This window comes from Sinorhizobium americanum (genome assembly GCF_001651855.1).
Taxonomy (GTDB): Bacteria; Pseudomonadota; Alphaproteobacteria; order Rhizobiales; family Rhizobiaceae; genus Sinorhizobium; species Sinorhizobium americanum.
In genome coordinates, this window is record NZ_LNQC01000075.1 from 78,339 (window position 1) to 97,230 (window position 18,892).

Below are 18,892 nucleotides of genomic sequence, written 5' to 3' on the forward strand. Positions count from 1 at the left end.
CGCTCGAAAGGAGGACTGATCATGGCGGACAAGCATATCGACGAGATCAGCGGCGTCGAAACCACCGGCCACGAATGGGACGGCATCCGCGAACTCAACAATCCGATGCCGCGCTGGTGGGTCTACACGTTCTACGCGACAATTCTCTGGGGCGTCGGTTACGCGATCGCCTATCCTTCGATCCCGATGCTGACGGATGCGACCAAGGGCATGCTCGGCTTCTCCAGCCGCGCCGAAGTCAGCACGGAGCTTGCGAATGCCAAGGCAGCCCAGGCAGGCAGCCTCGAGCGCATCGCATCGAGTTCGCTCGACGAGATCATCGCCGACCCGCAACTTCAGCAGTTCGCCGTTGCGGGCGGTGCCTCGGCCTTCAAGGTCAACTGTGCCCAGTGCCACGGCTCCGGCGCCGCAGGCGCCAAGGGTTTTCCAAACCTCAACGACGACGAGTGGCTTTGGGGCGGCAAGCCGGAGGAAATCTATCAGACGATCGCGCATGGTATCCGTCACGGCGGGGACGCGGAGACGCGCGTCTCCGAAATGGCGTCCTTCGCGGAGCTGCTGACGTCCGAAGAGATGCGCGCGACCGCGGCCTACGTGCTCGGTCTTAGTGGCGCGTCGGCCAGCGCGGAGCTCGCTAAGGACGGGAAGCAGCTATTCGCTGACAATTGCTCCGCATGTCACGGCGCGGATGCAAAGGGCAATCGCGAGATGGGGGCGCCCAATCTGGCGGACGCAATCTGGTTGAACGGGGAGGGCGAGCAGGCGATCGTCAACCAGATGAAGGCGCCGAAGCATGGCGTCATGCCGGCCTGGCTGCCGCGCATAGGCGATACGACAGTCAAGCAACTCGCGGTCTTCGTCCACTCCCTCGGCGGCGGCGAGTAGCAAAATAACACGAGAAAGCGCTGCGAGCCGCGCGTCCTTCTGGACGCGCGGCTTTTCGTGCGTAGTTCAACAGGAGATGCTAAACTTTGCCGGCGGCGGGATGCCAATGGAAATTGGCGGTTGCCGTGAGGGGCCTGTGCCGCGGCGCCGCTCCTCACAGCTTATCCATTGTGGCGGTGGTCACGCGGGAGGAGAAGCGGATGTCACAGGAATGGCCCATGTTCATCCTCCAGTGCATCGTCGTCTTCGGCCTCGTCAGCGCGCTTTTCATACGCTTTGGCGAATAGCCCTTCGCCGTCCACTCCGCCCGTCGAACATTTCGAACTGCCGCTATTGCTTGGACCAGACCGCCAGCTCGTAACCGTCCGGATCGGCAAAGTGAAAGCGCCTGCCGCCGGGGAAGGTGAAGATCGGCTTGACGATCCTGCCGCCGGCGCCCTCGACGCGGGCGAGCGCGCCTTCCAGGTCATCGGCATAGATGATGACGAGCGGCCCTCCGCTGCGGACCGGACCGAGCGTCGTGAAGCCGCCGGTCAGCCGGCCGTCGGCGAACTCGCAATATTCCGGACCGTAGTCGGTAAAGGTCCAGCCGAATGCGCTGCCGTAGAAGGCCTTGCTCGCCGCGATGTCCGCCACGTTGAATTCGATATAGTCGATCCGTTGGTCGCTACCGGTCATAGCGTTGTCCTTTTGCCGTCTTTTGATTCTTCCAGAATGGTCTTCAAGGTGTCGAGATCCTTATGGACGCAGGCGGCATCCGCCGCAAATTGCTCGTCGCCCATGTCGAACTGTCTCAGCAGGGTGAACATCACTTCCGCGCCGTCGCCATTCGGCACGACCCGGAGCGCGTTGTGGACCTTCGCGCCGTTCTCGAGCGTCACCAAATGGTCCACGACGCCGAACTCATTGGCGGGAGCGAAACGAACACGGGCATTGCCGAGCGGGCCCGGCGCGATCCATTCGTCGCCGTCAGGCGCAAGCCCCGTCGAGAGCCCGGAGGCCCAAAGCGGCATCTTTTGGTGATCGGCCATGAAGGCGTAGACATCGCGCCAGTCCCGCTCGATCGAAACGTGGATAATTCTGGCGGCCATCGTGGTCATGCTCGTCTCCGTTTTGAGCTCGGATAGCACCTCGTTGTGCAATTTGAGCTCGGATAGCACCTCGTTGTGCAATGGTCTTGAACGAAACGGCCAATCGTCCTGCTGAAATCACCCCTTCGATTCCAAGGATGGGCCTGGAGCGAGCTGCCGCAGGATTTCGCCAGGCGTCAGCGAGGTGAGCTCCCTCGTTTCCCGGGTAAGGTGTGCCTAGTCGGCATAGCCTGCATCGACCGCCAGAGCCGCCAATTTATCCTGCGGCCGGCCGCGGCCGGCAGCCAGGAAGCGCTGCAGGCGAAGGACGCGATCGAGGGCCTTGGCACCATAGCCGAAATGCTCGAGGCAGAGACGGCGGAGACTTCGCTCGCTGAGGCCGGCGGTTCGCGCCAGTTTTCGGATGGGATCGGCCGCGGCTGGGCGGGCCGCGTGGAGAGGCTTCACCAACGAAGCGATGTTCGGTGGCGGGGGGTGCGCGGTCGAGAGGTGTTCTCTCAATGCGTTTGCCAAAATCGCGAGCCGCTCGGAGGTGTCCGATGCCAGCGCCATCCGCTCGTCCATTTCGCCGGCGGTTCGCCCCCACAGGAGGTCGAGTGGGACCGCCCGGCCGGTCAACGCGCTCAGCGGCGTGCGCAGCCAGGCGGCCGCTGCACCAATTCTGAACCGGGCACCGAAGATGGCTTCCCCTGCGGCGAGCTTGGGGAATGCGGCGACACGGTCGGGTCCAACGATTGCCGGGCCGCCGGACGTCCAGATGATGTCGGCGCAGCCGTCCGGCACGACGGCCATGCTCGGCGCTTCGCCGTCGGGGAGTCGATGCAGCCACAGGCATTTGAAATAGGCAGCAAGCGCGCCGGCGGCGGGCCGCTCCCGGTAAATGCCCGTGCTTTGCGCAAGTCTGGGCGGTGTGATGTTCGGCATGCCCGGCTCTCCTCGATGTCGGCGCTTCCACGGCGACACGGCAGCCATCTTACAGCCGGAAGTGGGCCGAAAGGAGCTGATTGTTGCCGGGGGCTTTTCGACGCACCGCGCGCATTCGACTCCAGAACTTGACGCAGATCAAGGATAGGGGCCGGCGAAATCGGCAATGAAAGAGCAAGAACGAACCAGTCCGGATTCCGTGGATGCGTCCCCAAGCTCTTGCAAAAGCTCACTCGATCGAAAGGCTGGAAGCCGAGCCGGTCAATGCCGCGCGTGCTCGCAAGCCGCTCTATGAGAAGCGGAGGAAGATTTTTCCGAAGCGGGCCGAGGGGCGCTTTCGGCGCTTCAAATGGCTTGTCATGCTGGTAACGCTCGGCATCTACTACCTGACGCCGTGGATCCGCTGGGAGCGCGGCGACCACGCACCGGACCAGGCGGTCCTTGTCGATCTTACGGCACGACGCTTCTATTTCTTTTTCATCGAGATCTGGCCGCAGGAATTCTTCTTCGTCGCAGGCCTCCTCGTCATGGCGGGCTTCGGCCTCTTCCTCGTGACTTCTGCCGTGGGCCGCGCCTGGTGCGGCTATGCCTGTCCGCAGACGGTATGGGTGGATCTCTTCCTGGTGGTCGAGCGCTTCATCGAAGGCGACCGAAATGCCCGAATGCGTCTCGATGCCGGGCCGTGGACGTTCGACAAGCTCGGCAAGCGCCTTGCCAAGCACGCGATCTGGCTCGTGATCGGCGTGGCGACAGGGGGCGCCTGGATCTTCTACTTCGCCGACGCGCCGGTCCTGCTGAAGAGTTTCGTTACCTTCGAGGCGCCGCCGGTCGCCTATTTCACCGTGGGGATCCTCACCGCGACGACCTACGTCTTCGGCGGGCTGATGCGCGAGCAGGTCTGTACTTATATGTGCCCGTGGCCGCGCATCCAGGCGACGATGCTGGACGAGAATTCGCTCGTCGTCACCTATAACGACTGGCGTGGCGAACCGCGCTCGCGCCACGCCAAGAAGGCGGCGGCAGCGGGCGAGATCGTCGGCGATTGCGTCGACTGCAATGCCTGCGTCGCGGTCTGTCCGATGGGCATCGACATCCGCGACGGCCAGCAGCTCGAATGCATCACCTGCGCGCTCTGCATCGATGCGTGCGACGGCGTGATGGACAAGCTCGGGCGCGAGCGCGGGCTGATCTCCTACGCGACGCTCAGCGACTATGCCGCCAATATGGCGCTTGCGACCAATAACGGGACGGCGGCGATCGATCCGAGGCGCGTGCGCGGCACGGACGGCGCCTTCGTGGACAAGGTCAGGCATTTTGACTGGCGCATCATCTTCCGCACCCGCGTTCTCGTCTATTTCGCCGCCTGGGCGCTGATGGGACTCGGCCTGGGCGTCGCGCTCGCGTCGCGCGACCGGCTTGAGCTCAACGTGCTGCATGACCGAAACCCGCAATATGTCGTCGAGTCCGATGGTTCGGTGCGCAACGGCTACATGGTCAAGCTGCTCAACATGATCCCCGAGCCGCGCACCATCACGCTCGTGGTCGACGGCATGCCATCGGCGCGCATGCGCATTGCCGGCCAGGCGCCAGGCGATGGCCGCCGCTTCGCCATCAGCGTCGATCCGGACAAAGTCACGCCGCTCAAGGTCTTCGTGACCTTGCCGAGGGAAAACCTCGCAGAGGCGGATGCCGGCTTCACCTTGGTGGCCGACGACCCGTCGAGCCATGAGCAGGACCTGTATCAGGCGAATTTCAACCGGCCGCTACCGGAAAGATGAGGCCCCTATGATCAAGCAGGCAGGTAAGCAGCGGGGTTTCACCGGCTGGCATATGGCGGCGGTGATGGCCCTGTTCTTCGGGACCATCATCTCCGTCAACTTCGTCATGGCGTGGAACGCCAGTCGAAGCTGGAGCGGCCTCGTCGTCGAGAACACCTATATCGCAAGCCAGCAGTTCAACGGCAAAATGGCCGAGGCCCGTAGCTTCCAGGCAAACGGCCTCGCGGGCCGGCTGAGGGCGGAGCCGGGCGCTATCCGCTACGTCCTTACCCGCAAAGGCGAGCCCGCGCAGCAGATCGACAGGGTCGTCGCCGTCTTCAAGCGCCCGGTCGAGCAGCATGAGGATCTGCAGGTGGAATTCGATCGGCAGGGGCAGGGTGCATTCCTTGCGACGAAAAGGCTGAAGCCAGGTCAGTGGATCGCAGACCTCACGGCAATTTCGGGAGGCGCTGTCGTCTACCGCCAGGCCGTCCGCTTCATTGCTCCGGGAGAAGGCAAATGAGCTGCTGTGCCGCCGGCGTCGAGACCATTGTCGTTGCCGAAGGGGGGCAGGCGCTACCCGCCTCCGAAGAGCTCTGGCTTGCGAGCCGAAGCCTCGGAGGCGGGCTGCGCCAGACGGATCTCAGCGTACCGGGCGTCCACTGCGGCGCCTGCATCACCATGATCGAAAGCGCGCTGCGCGCCAGAGCCGAGGTCGAGCGCGCCCGCGTCAATCTCTCGTCGCGCCGTGTATCGATCGTCTGGAAGGAGGAGGCCGGCGGTCGCCGGAGCGATCCCGCCGAGTTCATGCAGGCGATCGCCGCCTGCGGCTACCAGGCGCATCTCTTCTCGTCCGGCGAGGAGGAGGGCGACGGGCTGCTCAAGCAATTGATCCGCGCGGTTGCCGTTTCCGGTTTCGCGGCAATGAACATCATGCTGCTCTCCGTTTCCGTCTGGTCGGGCGCCGATGCGGCCACACGCGATCTCTTCCACTGGATCTCGGCGCTGATCGCGGCGCCGACGCTGGTCTATGCCGGCCGCTTCTTCTACCAGTCGGCGTGGAACGCGATTCGTCATGGGCGGACCAACATGGATGTGCCGATCGCACTCGCCGTGACGCTGTCCTATGGCATGTCGCTCTACGAAACGATCCGCCACGGCGAGCATGCCTGGTTCGATGCATCCGTCACGCTGCTGTTCTTCCTTTTGATCGGCCGCACCCTCGATCACATGATGCGCGGGCGCGCAAGGTCGGCGATCAGCGGCCTGGCTCGGCTGTCGCCGCGCGGCGCGACAGTCGTCCACGCCGATGGCGCGCGCGAGTATCGCGCCGTCGACGAGATCAAGCCGGGCGAACGCCTGATGATCGCTGCCGGGGAGCGGATCCCGGTCGACGGGCGGGTGCTTTCCGGCAGTAGCGATCTCGACCGCTCCGTCGTCAACGGCGAGAGCGTGCCCATCGCGGTCGCTGCTGGCGATCTCGTCCAGGCCGGGACGCTCAACCTGACAGGTCCCCTTACGTTGGAGACGACCGCAGCGGCGCGCGATTCGTTTCTGGCCGAGATCATGGGGCTGATGGAGGCGGCCGAAGGGGGAAGGGCCCGCTATCGTCGCATCGCCGACCGGGCGGCACGCTACTATTCGCCGGCCGTCCATCTGCTTGCGCTCCTGACCTTCATCGGCTGGATGCTGGTGGAGGGCGACGTCCGCCATGCCATGCTGGTCGCGGTTGCCGTCCTGATCATTACCTGCCCCTGCGCGCTCGGATTGGCGGTGCCGGTCGTGCAGGTCGTTGCCGCCGGGCGCCTCTTCCAGGGCGGTGTCATGGTCAAGGACGGCTCGGCCATGGAACGCCTCGCCGAGATCGACACGGTGCTTTTCGACAAGACAGGGACACTTACGCTCGGAGAGCCGCGGCTCGTCAATGCGGACGAGATTGCACCCGGTCTGTTGGCGACCGCTTCGGCCCTCGCTGCGCATTCGCGCCATCCGATCTCGACGGCCCTGCAGCATGCGGCCCGCGATGGGCATCTCGAAGGAGAAGTCCGGGAAATTCCCGGCGCAGGCATCGAAGCCAGGGCGGTCGAAGGCGTCTATCGGCTTGGCAGCCGCCGCTTTGCCTGTGGGGAGAGCGGTGCCGCGAGTGGAGTGCCCGAAGCGATCCTTTCGCGCGACGGCCGGGAGCTTGCCTGCTTCCGCTTCGAAGACCGCCTGCGTCCCGCCGCACGCGAGAGCATCGTAGCGCTCGACAAGCTCGGGCTTGCGACCGGCATCCTTTCCGGCGACCGTGAGCCGGTCGTGGCGGAGATCGGCCGCAGGCTCGGCATTGCAAGCTGGCGGGCCGAGCTCTCACCGCGCGGCAAGGTCGAGGCCTCCGCCGCTGCGGCCGGTCGGGTGCTGATGGTCGGCGACGGCATCAACGATGCGCCGGCACTTCGCGCCGCCCATGTCTCGATGGCGCCGGCGACCGCCGCCGACGTCGGGCGACAGGCGGCCGATTTCGTCTTCATGCACCAGCCATTGACGGCAGTGCCCTTCACAATCGAGGTCTCGCGACGGGCCGGCCGGCTGATCCGGCAGAATTTCGCTCTGGCCGTCGGCTACAACCTCATCGCCGTTCCGATCGCGATCCTCGGCTATGCGACGCCGCTGGTGGCGGCGATCGCGATGTCCACCTCGTCGGTGATCGTCGTCGCGAATGCCTTGAGATTGCGAAGCCTTGCTCCGACCCCGACGGCTGGGACGCCGGCCACGCCAGTGCTCTTGCAGCCGGCAGGGAGCGTCCGATGAACACGCTCGTCTACCTCATCCCGATTGCTTTGCTGCTTGGCGGTCTCAGCCTCGCTGCCTTTCTCTGGGCGCTGAGGAGCGGACAATACGAGGATCTCGACGGCGCGTCATGGCGCGTGCTCGACGACGGCGACGGCAAGCCGGAGAAGCAGTGATTTTCTCAGGAATGGCTTGTCGTAAATCGATTTGAGTGCCAAAACAGCCTCCTCCGCCGCATGTTGCCGGCACCCCCTTCGCGGGCCACCGGGACGTGCGCAGTTCAATTTGAAGGAGCCGGCACCGACGCGACTTCGCGGCCCGTGCATGGCTCTCCTGCCCAATGGAGGAAGCACGTGTCACAGGCGGAAATCGGCCTCATCGGTCTCGGCGTCATGGGATCGAACCTGGCGCTCAATATCGCGGAAAAAGGCAACAAGATCGCCGTTTTCAACCGTACGGTTGACGCGACGCGGAAATTCTACGCAGAAGCCGGCGCGCTCAAGGAACAGATCGTTCCCTGCGAAACGATCGAGGAATTCGTCGCCGCGATCCGTCCGCCGCGGCCGATCATCATCATGATCAAGGCCGGCGACCCTGTCGACCAGCAGATGCAGGCGCTGAAGCCCCATCTCGCCAAGGGCGACATCATGATCGACGCGGGCAATGCCAATTTCCGCGACACGATGCGCCGCTTCGAAGCCCTGAAGGACAGCGGCCTCACCTTCATCGGCATGGGCGTTTCCGGCGGCGAGGAGGGTGCGCGCCACGGACCGTCGATCATGGTCGGCGGCACGGAGGAATCCTATGCCCGAGTCGAGAAGGTGCTGACCTCGATCGCTGCGAAATACGATAATGATCCCTGCGTCGCCTGGCTCGGCGAAAACGGTGCCGGCCACTTCGTCAAGACGATCCATAACGGCATCGAATATGCCGACATGCAGATGATCGCCGAGATCTACGGCATCCTGCGCGACGGGCTGAAGATGACGGCGCAGGAGATCGGCGAGGTGTTCGGTGCCTGGAACAAGGGCCGGCTCAATTCCTACCTGATCGAAATCACCGAAAAGGTTCTGAAGGCCGCCGATCCTTTGACCGGCAAGCCGATGGTCGACCTGATCCTCGACAGGGCCGGCCAGAAGGGCACCGGCAAATGGTCGGTGATCGAGGCGCAGAACATGGGCGTGCCGGCGACCGCCATCGAAGCGGCCGTCGCCGCCCGCAGCATTTCCTCCGCGAAGGAGGAGCGTGAGGCGGCCGAGAAGGTCCTCGGGCTGCCGCCGGTCGGCGAGTTCAAGATGACCGACAAGCAAGCCTTCATCAAGGACCTCGAAAGCGCGCTGCTCGCCGCCAAGATCGGCGCCTATGCGCAGGGCTTCGCGGTGATGTCGGCTGCCTCGAAGGAGTTCAACTGGAACCTGCCGATGCCGACGATCGCCCGGATCTGGCGGGCCGGCTGCATCATCCGCTCGCAATTTCTCGACGAAATCACCACCGCCTTCACCAAGGCCCCCGATGCGGCCAACCTGATCGTCACGCCCGCCTTCGCGGCGATGGTCAAGGAAACCGACGGGGCGCTCCGCCGCGTCGTCTCCGCGGCGGTGCTCGGCGGCCTGCCGGTGCCGGCGCTCGCCTCGGCGCTCGGCTATTTCGACAGCTACCGCCGCGGCCGCGGCACGGCGAACGTCATCCAGGCGCAGCGCGACTTCTTCGGCGCCCATGGCTTCGACCGCATCGACGGCGCCGACAGCCACCACAGGCCCTGGGGCAGCGGATTGACCGCTTAGTTTAGAATCAGTTTAGATCGCTTCTACCAAAGGAAGGGTGGCGCCGGTCGGCCTTCCACGGCAAGCTCACGACATCTCAAGCAAGGGAGCAATCGGGAAGGCAGCATGAAATTCAGGGTGATCGAAGGGGGCAAGGCGATCGACACTGGGTCCGGCACCGGTCCGACAGGCATCCGCGGCGAGGCGGAGCGGCGCATAACGGCGTCAGGCTACGAGCAATGGCGGGTCCGCAGCCTCGCCACCGGTGCGCCGATCCCGCATTCAATCCGCTATCTGAAGATGCAGATCGATTTCGTTGCCGAGAAACTCGAACAGCTCAATCCGATCCCGACGGATTTTACCGACGACAAGTACTGGCCAGCCGTGAGCATGTGAAGCATAAGCACGCGTTCGATCGCCTCACTTCTTCCCTTGCGGATAAATCGTCTCGCCGCGCTTCAGCTCTCGACAAAGGTCGCGATCTTCTTCTTCCGGCCGGCTTCGGTCTTCATGTTGTGGGTGCGGAAGGCGAGCGCGAAGCGGTTCTGTTCGCTAAGCTTGCCAAGCATCTCCCTGGCCTTTGGTTCGGCTTCGATTGCGACCTGGAGGTCGCCGGGGATCTTCATGTCCTTGCCGCTCTTATAGGCGCGGTCCCAGCGGCCGTCGGCCTTGGCCATCTCCACCTGCCGAAGGCCGTGCTCCGTCATCCGGCCGTCCTCGATCAGTCGCGCGACATTATCGACATTGATCTGGCTCCAGGTGCTCTTCCTGCCCCGCGGGGTATAGCGTTGGAGATAGCTCTGGTCGTTAAGCCCCTTGCGTATGCCGTCGATCCAGCCCCAGCAGAGCACCGCGTCGATGGCCTCCTTGGGCGTTATCGACTTGAGCCCGGAGCCCACCTTGTGGATTTTGATCCAGACCTCGTCCTCCCTGCCGTGGTGCTTGCCGAGCCAGGCATAGAAGCTTGCGGCTTCCTCGAACTCGTGCACCTTGTCGGGATCGACCTTGACGGGCGGCATCAGTCAGTTTCCTCCTGGCAGTATCGGCGTGCAGCCTACAAGGCGCCGCTGTTGCCTTCCAGCCCCTAACTGCGACCGAATCGACAAGCGGCCCGAGTGAACGCTACTGGCGTAGGCGATGGGCTCGTGAGATGGTTTGGCGAAGCGGACGATTGACCCCCGCGACGCTCTGCGCATTAACTTGGCTTCAAGGAAGAGGTTTGCATGCCCGCGGTTTCGAACCTGAGCTACGATGCCTGGCTCGAGCACGCCTTTGGCCACGCGATCCGGCCGCACGGCTACCCTTGGTTCTTCGATGAAGACCCTCCATGGTGGAATCCGGAGCCGCCCGTCGCCATCGAGTACTTCATGAGGCTCTTTTCTACAACTGAGCACTCGCTCGCCAGCTTCTCCGATGCGCAGATTGCCCAGGGCCTCGCCTATCTCCTGAGCACCAGCGCCTCGGGTGACAACGGGTGGTTCTACAGCACCTCTACGCCGACGGCGGCGCGGCTCTCCTGCATTGAAGCCATTGAGAACGTCTTCACCGATCTGTTCGCCCCTCGCTGTGCTGCTGTGTTGGGTCACATAGACGAGCCCGGCGCAGCTCCCCTGAACACTGTCTGTTACATGTGGTGGGACGAGTTCCCGTGTTTGGCGCTCCCGGACGATCCTTCTTGCGACCGCATGCAGAAGGCAGCGATCGATGTCATGCGCCGCACGCTAGGGCTCAGCTCGATCGCGTGCCAGGAAGCAGCCCTCCATGGCCTCGGCCATTGGGCACGGTACCGGCCGAGCGACGTCGCCGCGGCCGTCGACGAATTCCTCGGCGACGGGCGCAGCAAACGGGCCGAGATCGTCTCCTATGCCCGATCCGCGAGGTGCGGCTGCGTCCTTTGAAACATTGTGAAATCTGAAATGTTCGTCCGCGGCGGTGCATCTCATCGGTGTCGCCTCTGGATGAAGGCGTCCGGCAAGGTGTAGACTTGATCCATGGAGGGGCGAGGGAGGGGCTAGTGCCGACGAATGAAGCAAAGGGACGCCATCTGGCCGTTGTCCTGGCTGCCGACGTCGCTGGATACAGCCGTCTCATGTCGGAAGACGAAGAGGCGACGCTCAGCCTACTTACTAAGTATCAGGAGATCATTGCGGGTCTTGTCGCGGAACACCGCGGTCGGGTGTTCAACATGGCTGGCGATGGCGTCATGGTCGAGTTCGCAAGTGCCGTACAGGCGGTGCGTTGCGCCGTCGCTATTCAGCGCGCCCTCGGCCGCCGCAATATCGATCTCCCCGAACGCCGCCGCATGATGTTCCGCATCGGCATCAATCTTGGCGACGTAATCGCCCGCGGCGGCGATCTCTTCGGAGACGGGGTCAACATAGCGGCGCGGCTGCAGACGCTCGACGAACCGGGCGACATCTGTATCTCTGCTTCCGTGCATGATCAAATCGTCGGGAAGCTAAGCTTTGCGTGTGAGTGCCTCGGCGAAAAAACCTTGAAAAATATCGCGCGACCGGTGCGCGCCTATCGCGTCCGCTCCAGCATGGAGCCGCCTGTGCCGATAACCGAGCTCCAGAGCGGCTCTTTGGCCTTGCCGGACAAGCCGTCGATCGCGGTGATGCCATTCGTCAATATGAGCGGAGATGCCGAGCAGGATTACTTTGCTGACGGCCTGACAGAGGATCTTATTACGGCCCTCGCAAAGTTCCGGTGGTTTTTCGTCATCGCCCGCAATTCGAGCTTCACCTACAAGAACCGCGCCGCCACGGTGCAGCAGATAGGCAGTGAACTCGGCGTGCGTTATGTGTTGGAGGGGAGCACGCGCAAATCGAGCGACAGGGTTCGCGTCACGGCGCAGTTGGTTGAAGCGGAAACCGGCCATCATGTCTGGGCCGAACGGTACGACCGTGACCTGGCGGAGCTCTTCGCGCTGCAGGACGAGATCGTCGACCGCGTTGCCGGCGCGATCGAGCCGGAAATGCTGAGAATGGAGACCCTACGGGTGCGGCGCAAAGCGCCGGAGAACCTGACCGCCTGGGAACTGATCTTTCGCGGCATGTGGCACTTCTATCAGTTCACGCCGGCCGAGCATCGCTGTGCGCGCGAGCTGTTTCGCAAGGCGATCGTGGCGGAATATCGCCGAAGGATACACGTGGCTCGGCAGGTGCAACGCAGGGACGCTGTTCTTCCGGTGGAGCGAGAACCCCTCGGGGGACATGGCGGAGGGATGGCAGGCGGCACTGCGTGCCGCGCAACTTGCCGAAACCGACCCCTATGCGCATTATGCGGTGGGAATTATGAGCGTCGTCATGGGCAGGCTCCATCGGGCAATGGAGGCCGCCCAAAGATCGATTGACCTCAGTCCCAGCTTTGCGCTCGGCTATATGCTCCTCGGCATGTCGCGCCTCTTCCTCGGCCGGGCCGGCCAGGCGATTGAGCCATTTCAGAGAGGCCTGCGCCTCAGTCCGCACGATCCGCTTGCATTCCTATGGCTGCATTTCCTGGCCTTCGCGCATTTCCTCACAGGGGAGTACGAAGAATCGCTTCAACCGGCGCTCAATGCCGCGGCCAAGCGGCCGGATCTACCCTCCACGCACTGCGCACTCGCCTGTTGTCTCGTGGAACTGGGGCGCCAGCGTGAGGCCGAACAGGCAGCCGCCGAAATGCAACGGAACTCGTCTGAAGGACAGGAGGAACTCGGCGAGTTCGTATCGCGCTTCGTCAATCCCGAGCAACGCGAACAAATACGCACTAGTCTCCGCAAGGCGGGCTGGCAGGGCAACTGGTAGCCCGCGGATCGACCGACCTAGTCTATGCTTCCGGCGACCGTGCCATTGGCGGCTGGAATTCGGGCTGGCTGAGGCTTTGAAGCGTTTCGGGAGGCTTGCCCTCGATGCGGCCGATGACCGCCTTGGCGAGTTCACGTCCGGCGACGCGGATATCCTCATACATGGTCATCACCTCCGGACGCAGCCAGCGCAGGAAGTCGCTAGGCACCTTGGAGACCATGTCTGCATCCTCGCCGAGCTTCTTGCGTGCCGCCTCGATGCCGGCAATCAGTGCAATCGCGCCCGAGCCGCTGCCGGAGACGATCCCGTCGGGGGCGTCCGAAGAGCCCATCAGCTTCTCGAAAGCGTCGCGGATGGCGACGAGGCTGTAGTCGATGTTGACCTGATGGAAGCTGACAGACTCCGCGCCGAAATCCTTGAGACCGTGCTCGAAGCCTGTGCGCATGTGCGAATGGAAGGTGAGGTGCGGCGGCGGTTCCAGGAGCACCAGCCGTCGCCTGCCGCGTTCGACGAGCTTGCGCACCGCCTCATAGGCGAAGCGTCCGTTGTCGAAATCGTGATAGGGATGGGCGATCCCCATTTCGGTCCGGCCATGCGTGGCGAAGGGAAATTGACGCTCGGTCAGCAGCGTCACGCGCGGATCGTGTGGCTCCATTCGAGAGATGATCACGCCATCGGCGGCACCGGTATCGAGAATGTAGCGGATCGGCCCGAGCGGATCCTTGGAGGAACTATAGGGCGTGACGACGAGGTGGTAGGGCGTGCCGGCGAGGATCTCGGTGATCCCTATGACCATCGGACTGGTGATGCCCATGATCTCTTCCTCGAGCGTCAGCACCAGGCTGATGACATTCGTCTTGCCGGTCCTGAGGCGGACGCCCGCGCGGTTCGGCTGATAGCCGATCTGCTTGGCGACCAGTCGCACCCGCTCCTTGGTTTCGGCGCCGATGTCGGGCGCGTCCTTCAGCGCGCGGGAAACGGTTGTGATGCCGAGCCCGGTCATGAAGGCGATCGTCTTCAATGTCGGCCTTCCGCCCTCCGTTGGTGGCGCTGCCGCTGGCCTGTTTCTTGTCCTGTCTTCCATGCCCGTCACGCAATGCCCGTCTCTTAGCTCACCGCGGCGTTATATACGATTTGCCCAAATGCACCATATTGGGGCGACGTGAAGTCGCTCTGGGAAATCTGTAACGATACAGTAGGAATGTCGAGCCCTTTTGTTATTGCGCCGCGAAGACCGTAAACGGTGGGTTGAACTAGGGGTGAGTGCAGTATCATGCTGCGTTGGCGAAGGTTCAACGGACCGTGCCGTTCGCAGTCGTTTTAATTAACTGTTACAAAACAATGTGGTAAGCGAGTTTTATTGAAGCGATGTGGCGGCTTAGTGGGGCCGAACGGAGCCGTGTCGAAGGTCTCGGAATACAATCATCGGATGTCGCTGGATAATTAATTTGAATTATCCGTTGTGGGTGTTGCGTCGGCAATTGGATTGAACTAAGTTTTTTACGGTAACGTTACAGTGAGGGAGGAGACTCATGAAATTGCGTTCTTTGGCCGGCGCTCTGGCTGCAACCGTGGCCCTGCCGTTCGGCCTGGCTCAGGCCACCGATCTGGAGGTCACGCATTGGTGGACGTCCGGGGGCGAAGCTGCCGCAGTCGCCGAACTGGCGAAGGCGTTTGACGCGACCGGTAATAAATGGGTTGACGGTGCGATCGCCGGCTCCGGCGGCACGGCGCGGCCGATCATGATCAGCCGCATCACCGGCGGCGACCCGATGGGCGCGACTCAGTTCAACCATGGCCGTCAGGCCGAGGAACTGGTCGAGGCCGGGTTGATGCGCGACCTGACCGATGTCGCCACGCGCGAAAACTGGAAAGAAATCGTCAAGCCGGCCAGCCTGCTCGATTCATGCACGATCGAAGGCAAGATCTATTGCGCGCCCGTCAACATCCATTCCTGGCAATGGCTGTGGCTTTCGAATGCTGCCTTCAAGCAGGCCGGTGTGCCGGTGCCGAAGAACTGGGACGAGTTCGTTGCGGCCGGGCCGGCGCTTGAAAAGGCCGGCATCATACCGCTTGCCGTCGGCGGTCAGCCGTGGCAGGCGGCCGGCGCGTTCGACGTGCTGATGGTGGCGATCGCCGGCAAAGACGTGTTCGAGCAAGTCTTTGCCAAGAAGGATGAGGAAGTCGCAGCCGGAGCAGAGATCGCCAAGGTCTTCAAGGCCGCCGACGATGCACGCCGCCTGTCGAAAGGCACCAATGTTCAGGACTGGAACCAGGCGACGAACCTGGTGATCACCGGCAAGGCCGGCGGCCAGATCATGGGTGACTGGGCCCAGGGCGAGTTCCAGGTGGCGGGCCAGAAGGCCGGAGTCGACTACACTTGCCTTCCGGGTCTTGGCGTGAACGAAGTGATCTCGACCGGCGGCGATGCCTTCTATTTTCCGCTGCTCGAGGATGAGGAAAAGTCGAAGGCGCAGGAAGTGCTGGCATCGACGCTCCTCAATCCGAAGACACAGGTCGCTTTCAATCTGAAGAAGGGCTCGCTGCCGGTGCGCGGCGACGTGGACCTCGCAACCGCCAACGACTGCATGAAGAAGGGGCTGGAAATCCTCGCCAAGGGCAACGTGATCCAGGGCACCGACCAGCTGCTGTCGGCCGACAGTCAGAAGCAGAAGGAAGACCTCTTCTCCGAGTTCTTCGCAAACCCGTCGATGACGCCGGAAGACGCTCAGAAGCGCTTCGCCGAAATCATCGCCGCAGCGGACTGATCGCGGCTTGCTGACGGCCTCGCTGCTGCGCGAGGCCGTCGCTCGGCCTGCCGCCGTGTCCGGATGCCGCTGACCCGGGGTCGGGCGTGGCAGTCAAGGGCAGGGGCCACGTCCGTGGTCGGCGTTGACGTTCGGCGGCTTGCTGGTCGCCGGTGCCGCCCGCCGCCAGACATTGTCGCAGTTCCGGAGGAGGAAACATGACGGCTCTAACACGTGGTTCGGGCAGGCCGAACCAGTGGCTGCGCAACCTGAATGCGAAGATCGCCTCGATCCCGATGATCCTGACAGCCGTGGTCATCTTCCTCGGCGGCACGATCTGGACTGTCGTCTACTCGTTCACCAACTCGAAATTGCTGCCGCGTCTCTCCTTCGTCGGCCTCGACCAGTACGAGCGGCTGTGGGCGGCGCCGCGCTGGATCATCTCCATCCAGAACCTTGCACTCTACGGCTTCTTCTCGCTGGTCTTCAGCCTGGTGATCGGCTTCGTGCTCGCGGCGCTGATGGACCAGAAAATCCGCTTCGAGAATACCTTCCGGACGATCATGCTCTATCCCTTTGCCCTGTCCTTCATCGTGACGGGGCTGGTCTGGCAGTGGCTCCTCAACCCGCAATTCGGCATCCAGTCCATCGTGCGGTCGCTTGGCTGGGAGAGCTTCTCCTTCGATCCGCTCTACGACGCGGACATCGTCATTTACGGCATCCTGATTGCCGCGCTCTGGCAGGGCACGGGGCTCGTCATGTGCCTGATGCTCGCGGGCTTACGCGGCATTGACGAGGATATCTGGAAGGCGGCGCGAGTGGACGGCATCCCGATGTGGAAGACCTATGTGCTGATCATCATCCCGATGATGCGCGGCGTCTTCATCACCACCCTGGTGATCATCGCGAGCGGCATCGTCAAGGTCTACGACCTCGTCGTGGCGCAGACGAGCGGAGGCCCGGGGATCGCATCGGAAGTGCCTGCAAAATACGTCTACGACTACATGTTCCAGGCCCAGAACCTCGGCCAGGGCTTCGCCGCCTCCACCATGATGCTGATCACCGTCGCCATCATCATCGTGCCGTGGGCGTATCTGGAATTCGGAGGAGGCCGCAAGCGTGGATAACATGGTCGCCAGCAACGGCACGCTCACTGCCAATGAGACGGGTACCGGGCGGATCAAAGCCGGCCCGAGCGGCCGCAAGCCGCGCCGCAGGCTCTCGCGGCGCAATATCATCGTCTACGGCACCCTGATCGTCGTGGCGCTTTACTATCTGCTGCCGCTCTACGTTATGATCGTGACGTCGCTCAAAGGCATGCCGGAAATTCGCGTCGGCAATATTTTCGCGCCGCCGCTCGAAATCACCTTCGAACCCTGGGTGAAGGCCTGGGCGGAGGCTTGCACCGGGCTCAATTGCGACGGGCTCTCCCGCGGCTTCTGGAATTCGGTCCGCATCACCGTGCCTTCGGTGATCATTTCGATCGCCGTTGCCTCGGTGAACGGCTACGCTCTGGCGAATTGGCGCTTCAAGGGGGCGGAGCTCTTCTTCACCATCCTGGTCGTCGGCGCCTTCATCCCCTACCAGGTGATGATCTATCCAATCGTGATCGTGCTTCGTGAAATGGGCGTCTATGGCACGCTGACCGGCCTTGTCATCGTGCACACCATCTTCGGGATGCCGATCCTCACCCTCCTGTTCCGCAATTACTTCGCGGGCTTGCCGGAGGAACTCTTCAAGGCGGCGCGTGTCGATGGCGCCGGTTTCTGGACCATCTACTTCAAGATCATGCTGCCGATGTCGCTGCCGATCTTCGTGGTGGCGATGATCCTGCAGGTCACCGGTATCTGGAACGACTTCCTGTTCGGCGTCGTCTTCACGCGGCCGGAGTATTATCCGATGACCGTCCAGCTCAACAACATCGTCAACTCTGTGCAGGGCGTGAAGGAATACAACGTCAACATGGCGGCAACGATTTTGACGGGAGCCGTTCCGCTCGTCGTCTACTTCGTCTCCGGTCGGCTCTTTGTCCGCGGCATCGCGGCCGGTGCAGTGAAAGGATAAGCAAGCATGACAAGTGTTTCCGTCAGGGATCTGTCACTGAATTTCGGCGCCGTCACGGTTCTCGACAGGCTCAATCTCGACATCGACCATGGCGAATTCCTCGTTCTGCTCGGCTCGTCCGGCTGCGGAAAGTCGACACTGCTAAACTGCATCGCCGGTCTGCTCGACGTGTCCGATGGTCAGATCTTCATCAAGGACCGCAATGTGACCTGGGAGGAGCCCAAGGACCGGGGCATCGGCATGGTGTTCCAGTCCTACGCGCTCTATCCGCAAATGTCCGTCGAGAAGAACCTTTCCTTCGGCCTGCAGGTCGCCAAAATTCCGCAGGCGGAAATTGACAAGCGCGTGAAGCGCGCCTCGGAGATCCTGCAGATCCAGCCCTTGCTGAAGCGCAAGCCGTCCGAGCTTTCCGGCGGGCAGCGCCAGCGTGTGGCGATCGGGCGGGCGCTGGTGCGCGACGTCGACGTCTTCCTCTTCGACGAGCCGCTCTCGAACCTCGACGCCAAGCTGCGCTCCGAGCTGCGCGTTGAGATCAAGCGGCTGCACCAGTCGCTGAAGAACACGATGATCTACGTGACGCACGACCAGATCGAGGCGCTGACGCTCGCCGACCGAATCGCCGTTATGAAGAGCGGGGTCATCCAGCAGCTTGCCGATCCGATGACCATCTACAACGCCCCGGAGAACCTCTTCGTTGCCGGCTTCATTGGCTCGCCGTCGATGAATTTCTTCCGCGGCGAGGTGGAGGCGAAGGACAGCCGCAGTTTCGTACGGGTGAATGATGTCGCCTTCGACGTCACGTCCTATCCGGCACGCACGAGGCTCCACCCTGGCCAGAAGGTGGTCCTCGGCCTGAGGCCCGAACACGTCAAGGTCGACGAGGCGACGGAAGGGCACGAGGTGCATCCGGCGACCGTCGACATCGAGGAGCCGATGGGCGCCGACAACCTCCTGTGGCTGAGGCTTGCCGGCCAATCCATGTCGGTGCGGATCGCCGGTCAGCGGCGCTACCCTCCGGGCAGCACGGTGCGTCTCTCCTTCGACATGGCCGTCGCCTCGATCTTCGACGCAGCCAGCGAAAATCGACTTTGACGAACATCCGAT

The 18,892-nt window shown here is 63.0% G+C and carries 17 protein-coding genes and 2 pseudogenes; 14 read left to right on the forward strand and 5 right to left on the reverse strand.

The window, feature by feature from the left end; translation table 11 throughout:
• Positions 1 to 21 precede the first annotated feature (21 nt).
• Entirely contained in the window at positions 22 to 885 is an 864-nt protein-coding gene (ccoP, locus tag ATC00_RS23475) for a cytochrome-c oxidase, cbb3-type subunit III (RefSeq protein ID WP_064254608.1), read from the forward strand.
• A gap of 330 nt (positions 886 to 1,215) precedes the next feature.
• On the opposite strand, the gene ATC00_RS23480 is transcribed toward ccoP, so the two are convergent.
• The 3 genes and pseudogenes from ATC00_RS23480 to ATC00_RS23490 form a co-directional block, all read right to left on the reverse strand.
• Positions 1,216 to 1,563, reverse strand: a complete 348-nt coding sequence (locus ATC00_RS23480) for a VOC family protein (RefSeq protein WP_064254609.1) — start codon at positions 1,561 to 1,563, stop codon at positions 1,216 to 1,218.
• Positions 1,560 to 1,985: a polyketide cyclase gene (locus ATC00_RS23485; protein WP_037386283.1), complete on the reverse strand. Its 426-nt coding sequence runs from the start codon at positions 1,983 to 1,985 to the stop codon at positions 1,560 to 1,562. Before ATC00_RS23485 ends, ATC00_RS23480 begins: the two co-directional genes overlap by 4 nt.
• Positions 1,986 to 2,093: 108 nt before the next feature.
• Positions 2,094 to 2,900 (reverse strand): annotated as a pseudogene (locus ATC00_RS23490) (helix-turn-helix domain-containing protein).
• Between the two features lie 203 nt (positions 2,901 to 3,103).
• Here ATC00_RS23490 and ccoG point away from each other — a divergent pair.
• The 6 genes from ccoG to ATC00_RS23520 all read left to right on the forward strand — a co-directional run bounded on the left by ccoG (position 3,104) and on the right by ATC00_RS23520 (position 9,585).
• Positions 3,104 to 4,678, forward strand: coding sequence for a cytochrome c oxidase accessory protein CcoG (ccoG, locus tag ATC00_RS23495; protein WP_064254611.1), 1,575 nt, complete (start codon positions 3,104 to 3,106; stop codon positions 4,676 to 4,678).
• 7 nt (positions 4,679 to 4,685) lie between these two features.
• Complete coding sequence (locus tag ATC00_RS23500) at positions 4,686 to 5,180, forward strand: FixH family protein (RefSeq protein WP_037386280.1); 495 nt, start codon at positions 4,686 to 4,688, stop codon at positions 5,178 to 5,180.
• Entirely contained in the window at positions 5,177 to 7,447 is a 2,271-nt protein-coding gene (locus tag ATC00_RS23505; protein ID WP_064254612.1) for a cation-translocating P-type ATPase, read from the forward strand. Before ATC00_RS23500 ends, ATC00_RS23505 begins: the two co-directional genes overlap by 4 nt.
• Positions 7,444 to 7,602: a cbb3-type cytochrome oxidase assembly protein CcoS gene (gene ccoS, locus ATC00_RS23510; RefSeq protein ID WP_037386277.1), complete on the forward strand. Its 159-nt coding sequence runs from the start codon at positions 7,444 to 7,446 to the stop codon at positions 7,600 to 7,602. The genes ATC00_RS23505 and ccoS overlap by 4 nt, the downstream gene beginning before the upstream one ends.
• A gap of 177 nt (positions 7,603 to 7,779) precedes the next feature.
• Positions 7,780 to 9,210, forward strand: coding sequence for an NADP-dependent phosphogluconate dehydrogenase (gene gndA / locus ATC00_RS23515; RefSeq protein WP_064254613.1), 1,431 nt, complete (start codon positions 7,780 to 7,782; stop codon positions 9,208 to 9,210).
• A gap of 105 nt (positions 9,211 to 9,315) precedes the next feature.
• Positions 9,316 to 9,585, forward strand: a complete 270-nt coding sequence (locus tag ATC00_RS23520) for a hypothetical protein (protein ID WP_064254614.1) — start codon at positions 9,316 to 9,318, stop codon at positions 9,583 to 9,585.
• 24 nt (positions 9,586 to 9,609) lie between these two features.
• Here ATC00_RS23520 and ATC00_RS23525 read toward each other — a convergent pair.
• Positions 9,610 to 10,208, reverse strand: a pseudogene (locus ATC00_RS23525) (YdeI/OmpD-associated family protein).
• Between the two features lie 204 nt (positions 10,209 to 10,412).
• Between ATC00_RS23525 and ATC00_RS23530 the strand changes: the two are divergent.
• From ATC00_RS23530 to ATC00_RS23540, 3 genes are all read left to right on the forward strand, one after another.
• Positions 10,413 to 11,087, forward strand: a complete 675-nt coding sequence (locus ATC00_RS23530; protein ID WP_064254615.1) for a hypothetical protein — start codon at positions 10,413 to 10,415, stop codon at positions 11,085 to 11,087.
• 191 nt (positions 11,088 to 11,278) lie between these two features.
• Positions 11,279 to 12,544, forward strand: coding sequence for an adenylate/guanylate cyclase domain-containing protein (locus tag ATC00_RS23535; protein WP_234782412.1), 1,266 nt, complete (start codon positions 11,279 to 11,281; stop codon positions 12,542 to 12,544).
• A complete protein-coding gene (locus tag ATC00_RS23540) occupies positions 12,498 to 12,977 on the forward strand; it encodes a tetratricopeptide repeat protein (RefSeq protein ID WP_072642816.1) in 480 nt (159 codons plus the stop codon). The genes ATC00_RS23535 and ATC00_RS23540 overlap by 47 nt, the downstream gene beginning before the upstream one ends.
• Positions 12,978 to 12,999: 22 nt before the next feature.
• Here the strand turns inward: ATC00_RS23540 and ATC00_RS23545 are convergent, their stop codons facing one another.
• Positions 13,000 to 14,061, reverse strand: a complete 1,062-nt coding sequence (locus ATC00_RS23545; RefSeq protein ID WP_064254618.1) for a LacI family transcriptional regulator — start codon at positions 14,059 to 14,061, stop codon at positions 13,000 to 13,002.
• A 448-nt stretch (positions 14,062 to 14,509) separates the two neighbouring features.
• Between ATC00_RS23545 and ATC00_RS23550 the strand changes: the two genes are divergently transcribed.
• The 4 genes from ATC00_RS23550 (at position 14,510) to ATC00_RS23565 (ending at position 18,880) form a co-directional block, all read left to right on the forward strand.
• A complete protein-coding gene (locus tag ATC00_RS23550) occupies positions 14,510 to 15,745 on the forward strand; it encodes an ABC transporter substrate-binding protein (protein WP_037386260.1) in 1,236 nt (411 codons plus the stop codon).
• Between the two features lie 197 nt (positions 15,746 to 15,942).
• Positions 15,943 to 16,851 (forward strand): carbohydrate ABC transporter permease, encoded by a 909-nt coding sequence (locus ATC00_RS23555; RefSeq protein ID WP_064254619.1) that lies wholly within the window; start codon positions 15,943 to 15,945, stop codon positions 16,849 to 16,851.
• Between the two features lies 1 nt (position 16,852).
• A complete protein-coding gene (locus tag ATC00_RS23560; protein ID WP_052035554.1) occupies positions 16,853 to 17,788 on the forward strand; it encodes a carbohydrate ABC transporter permease in 936 nt (311 codons plus the stop codon).
• Between the two features lie 6 nt (positions 17,789 to 17,794).
• Positions 17,795 to 18,880 carry an ABC transporter ATP-binding protein gene (locus ATC00_RS23565; protein WP_064254620.1) on the forward strand — a complete coding sequence of 362 codons (1,086 nt, stop codon included), beginning with the start codon at positions 17,795 to 17,797 and terminating at the stop codon, positions 18,878 to 18,880.
• Positions 18,881 to 18,892 lie beyond the last annotated feature (12 nt).

Bases quoted from the DNA above. Each gene is read 5' to 3' on its own strand.
- ccoP (WP_064254608.1), top strand. From the start codon at position 22: ATGGCGGACAAGCATATCGACGAGATCAGCGGCGTCGAAACCACCGGC.
- ATC00_RS23520 (WP_064254614.1), top strand. From the start codon at position 9,316: ATGAAATTCAGGGTGATCGAAGGGGGCAAGGCGATCGACACTGGGTCC.
- ATC00_RS23505 (WP_064254612.1), top strand. From the start codon at position 5,177: ATGAGCTGCTGTGCCGCCGGCGTCGAGACCATTGTCGTTGCCGAAGGG.
- ATC00_RS23550 (WP_037386260.1), top strand. From the start codon at position 14,510: ATGAAATTGCGTTCTTTGGCCGGCGCTCTGGCTGCAACCGTGGCCCTG.
- ATC00_RS23540 (WP_072642816.1), top strand. From the start codon at position 12,498: ATGGGCAGGCTCCATCGGGCAATGGAGGCCGCCCAAAGATCGATTGAC.
- ATC00_RS23530 (WP_064254615.1), top strand. From the start codon at position 10,413: ATGCCCGCGGTTTCGAACCTGAGCTACGATGCCTGGCTCGAGCACGCC.
- ATC00_RS23485 (WP_037386283.1), bottom strand. From the start codon at position 1,985: ATGACCACGATGGCCGCCAGAATTATCCACGTTTCGATCGAGCGGGAC.
- ATC00_RS23545 (WP_064254618.1), bottom strand. From the start codon at position 14,061: ATGGAAGACAGGACAAGAAACAGGCCAGCGGCAGCGCCACCAACGGAG.
- ATC00_RS23535 (WP_234782412.1), top strand. From the start codon at position 11,279: ATGTCGGAAGACGAAGAGGCGACGCTCAGCCTACTTACTAAGTATCAG.
- ATC00_RS23565 (WP_064254620.1), top strand. From the start codon at position 17,795: ATGACAAGTGTTTCCGTCAGGGATCTGTCACTGAATTTCGGCGCCGTC.
- ccoG (WP_064254611.1), top strand. From the start codon at position 3,104: ATGCGTCCCCAAGCTCTTGCAAAAGCTCACTCGATCGAAAGGCTGGAA.
- ccoS (WP_037386277.1), top strand. From the start codon at position 7,444: ATGAACACGCTCGTCTACCTCATCCCGATTGCTTTGCTGCTTGGCGGT.
- ATC00_RS23480 (WP_064254609.1), bottom strand. From the start codon at position 1,563: ATGACCGGTAGCGACCAACGGATCGACTATATCGAATTCAACGTGGCG.
- ATC00_RS23560 (WP_052035554.1), top strand. From the start codon at position 16,853: ATGGTCGCCAGCAACGGCACGCTCACTGCCAATGAGACGGGTACCGGG.
- ATC00_RS23500 (WP_037386280.1), top strand. From the start codon at position 4,686: ATGATCAAGCAGGCAGGTAAGCAGCGGGGTTTCACCGGCTGGCATATG.
- ATC00_RS23555 (WP_064254619.1), top strand. From the start codon at position 15,943: ATGACGGCTCTAACACGTGGTTCGGGCAGGCCGAACCAGTGGCTGCGC.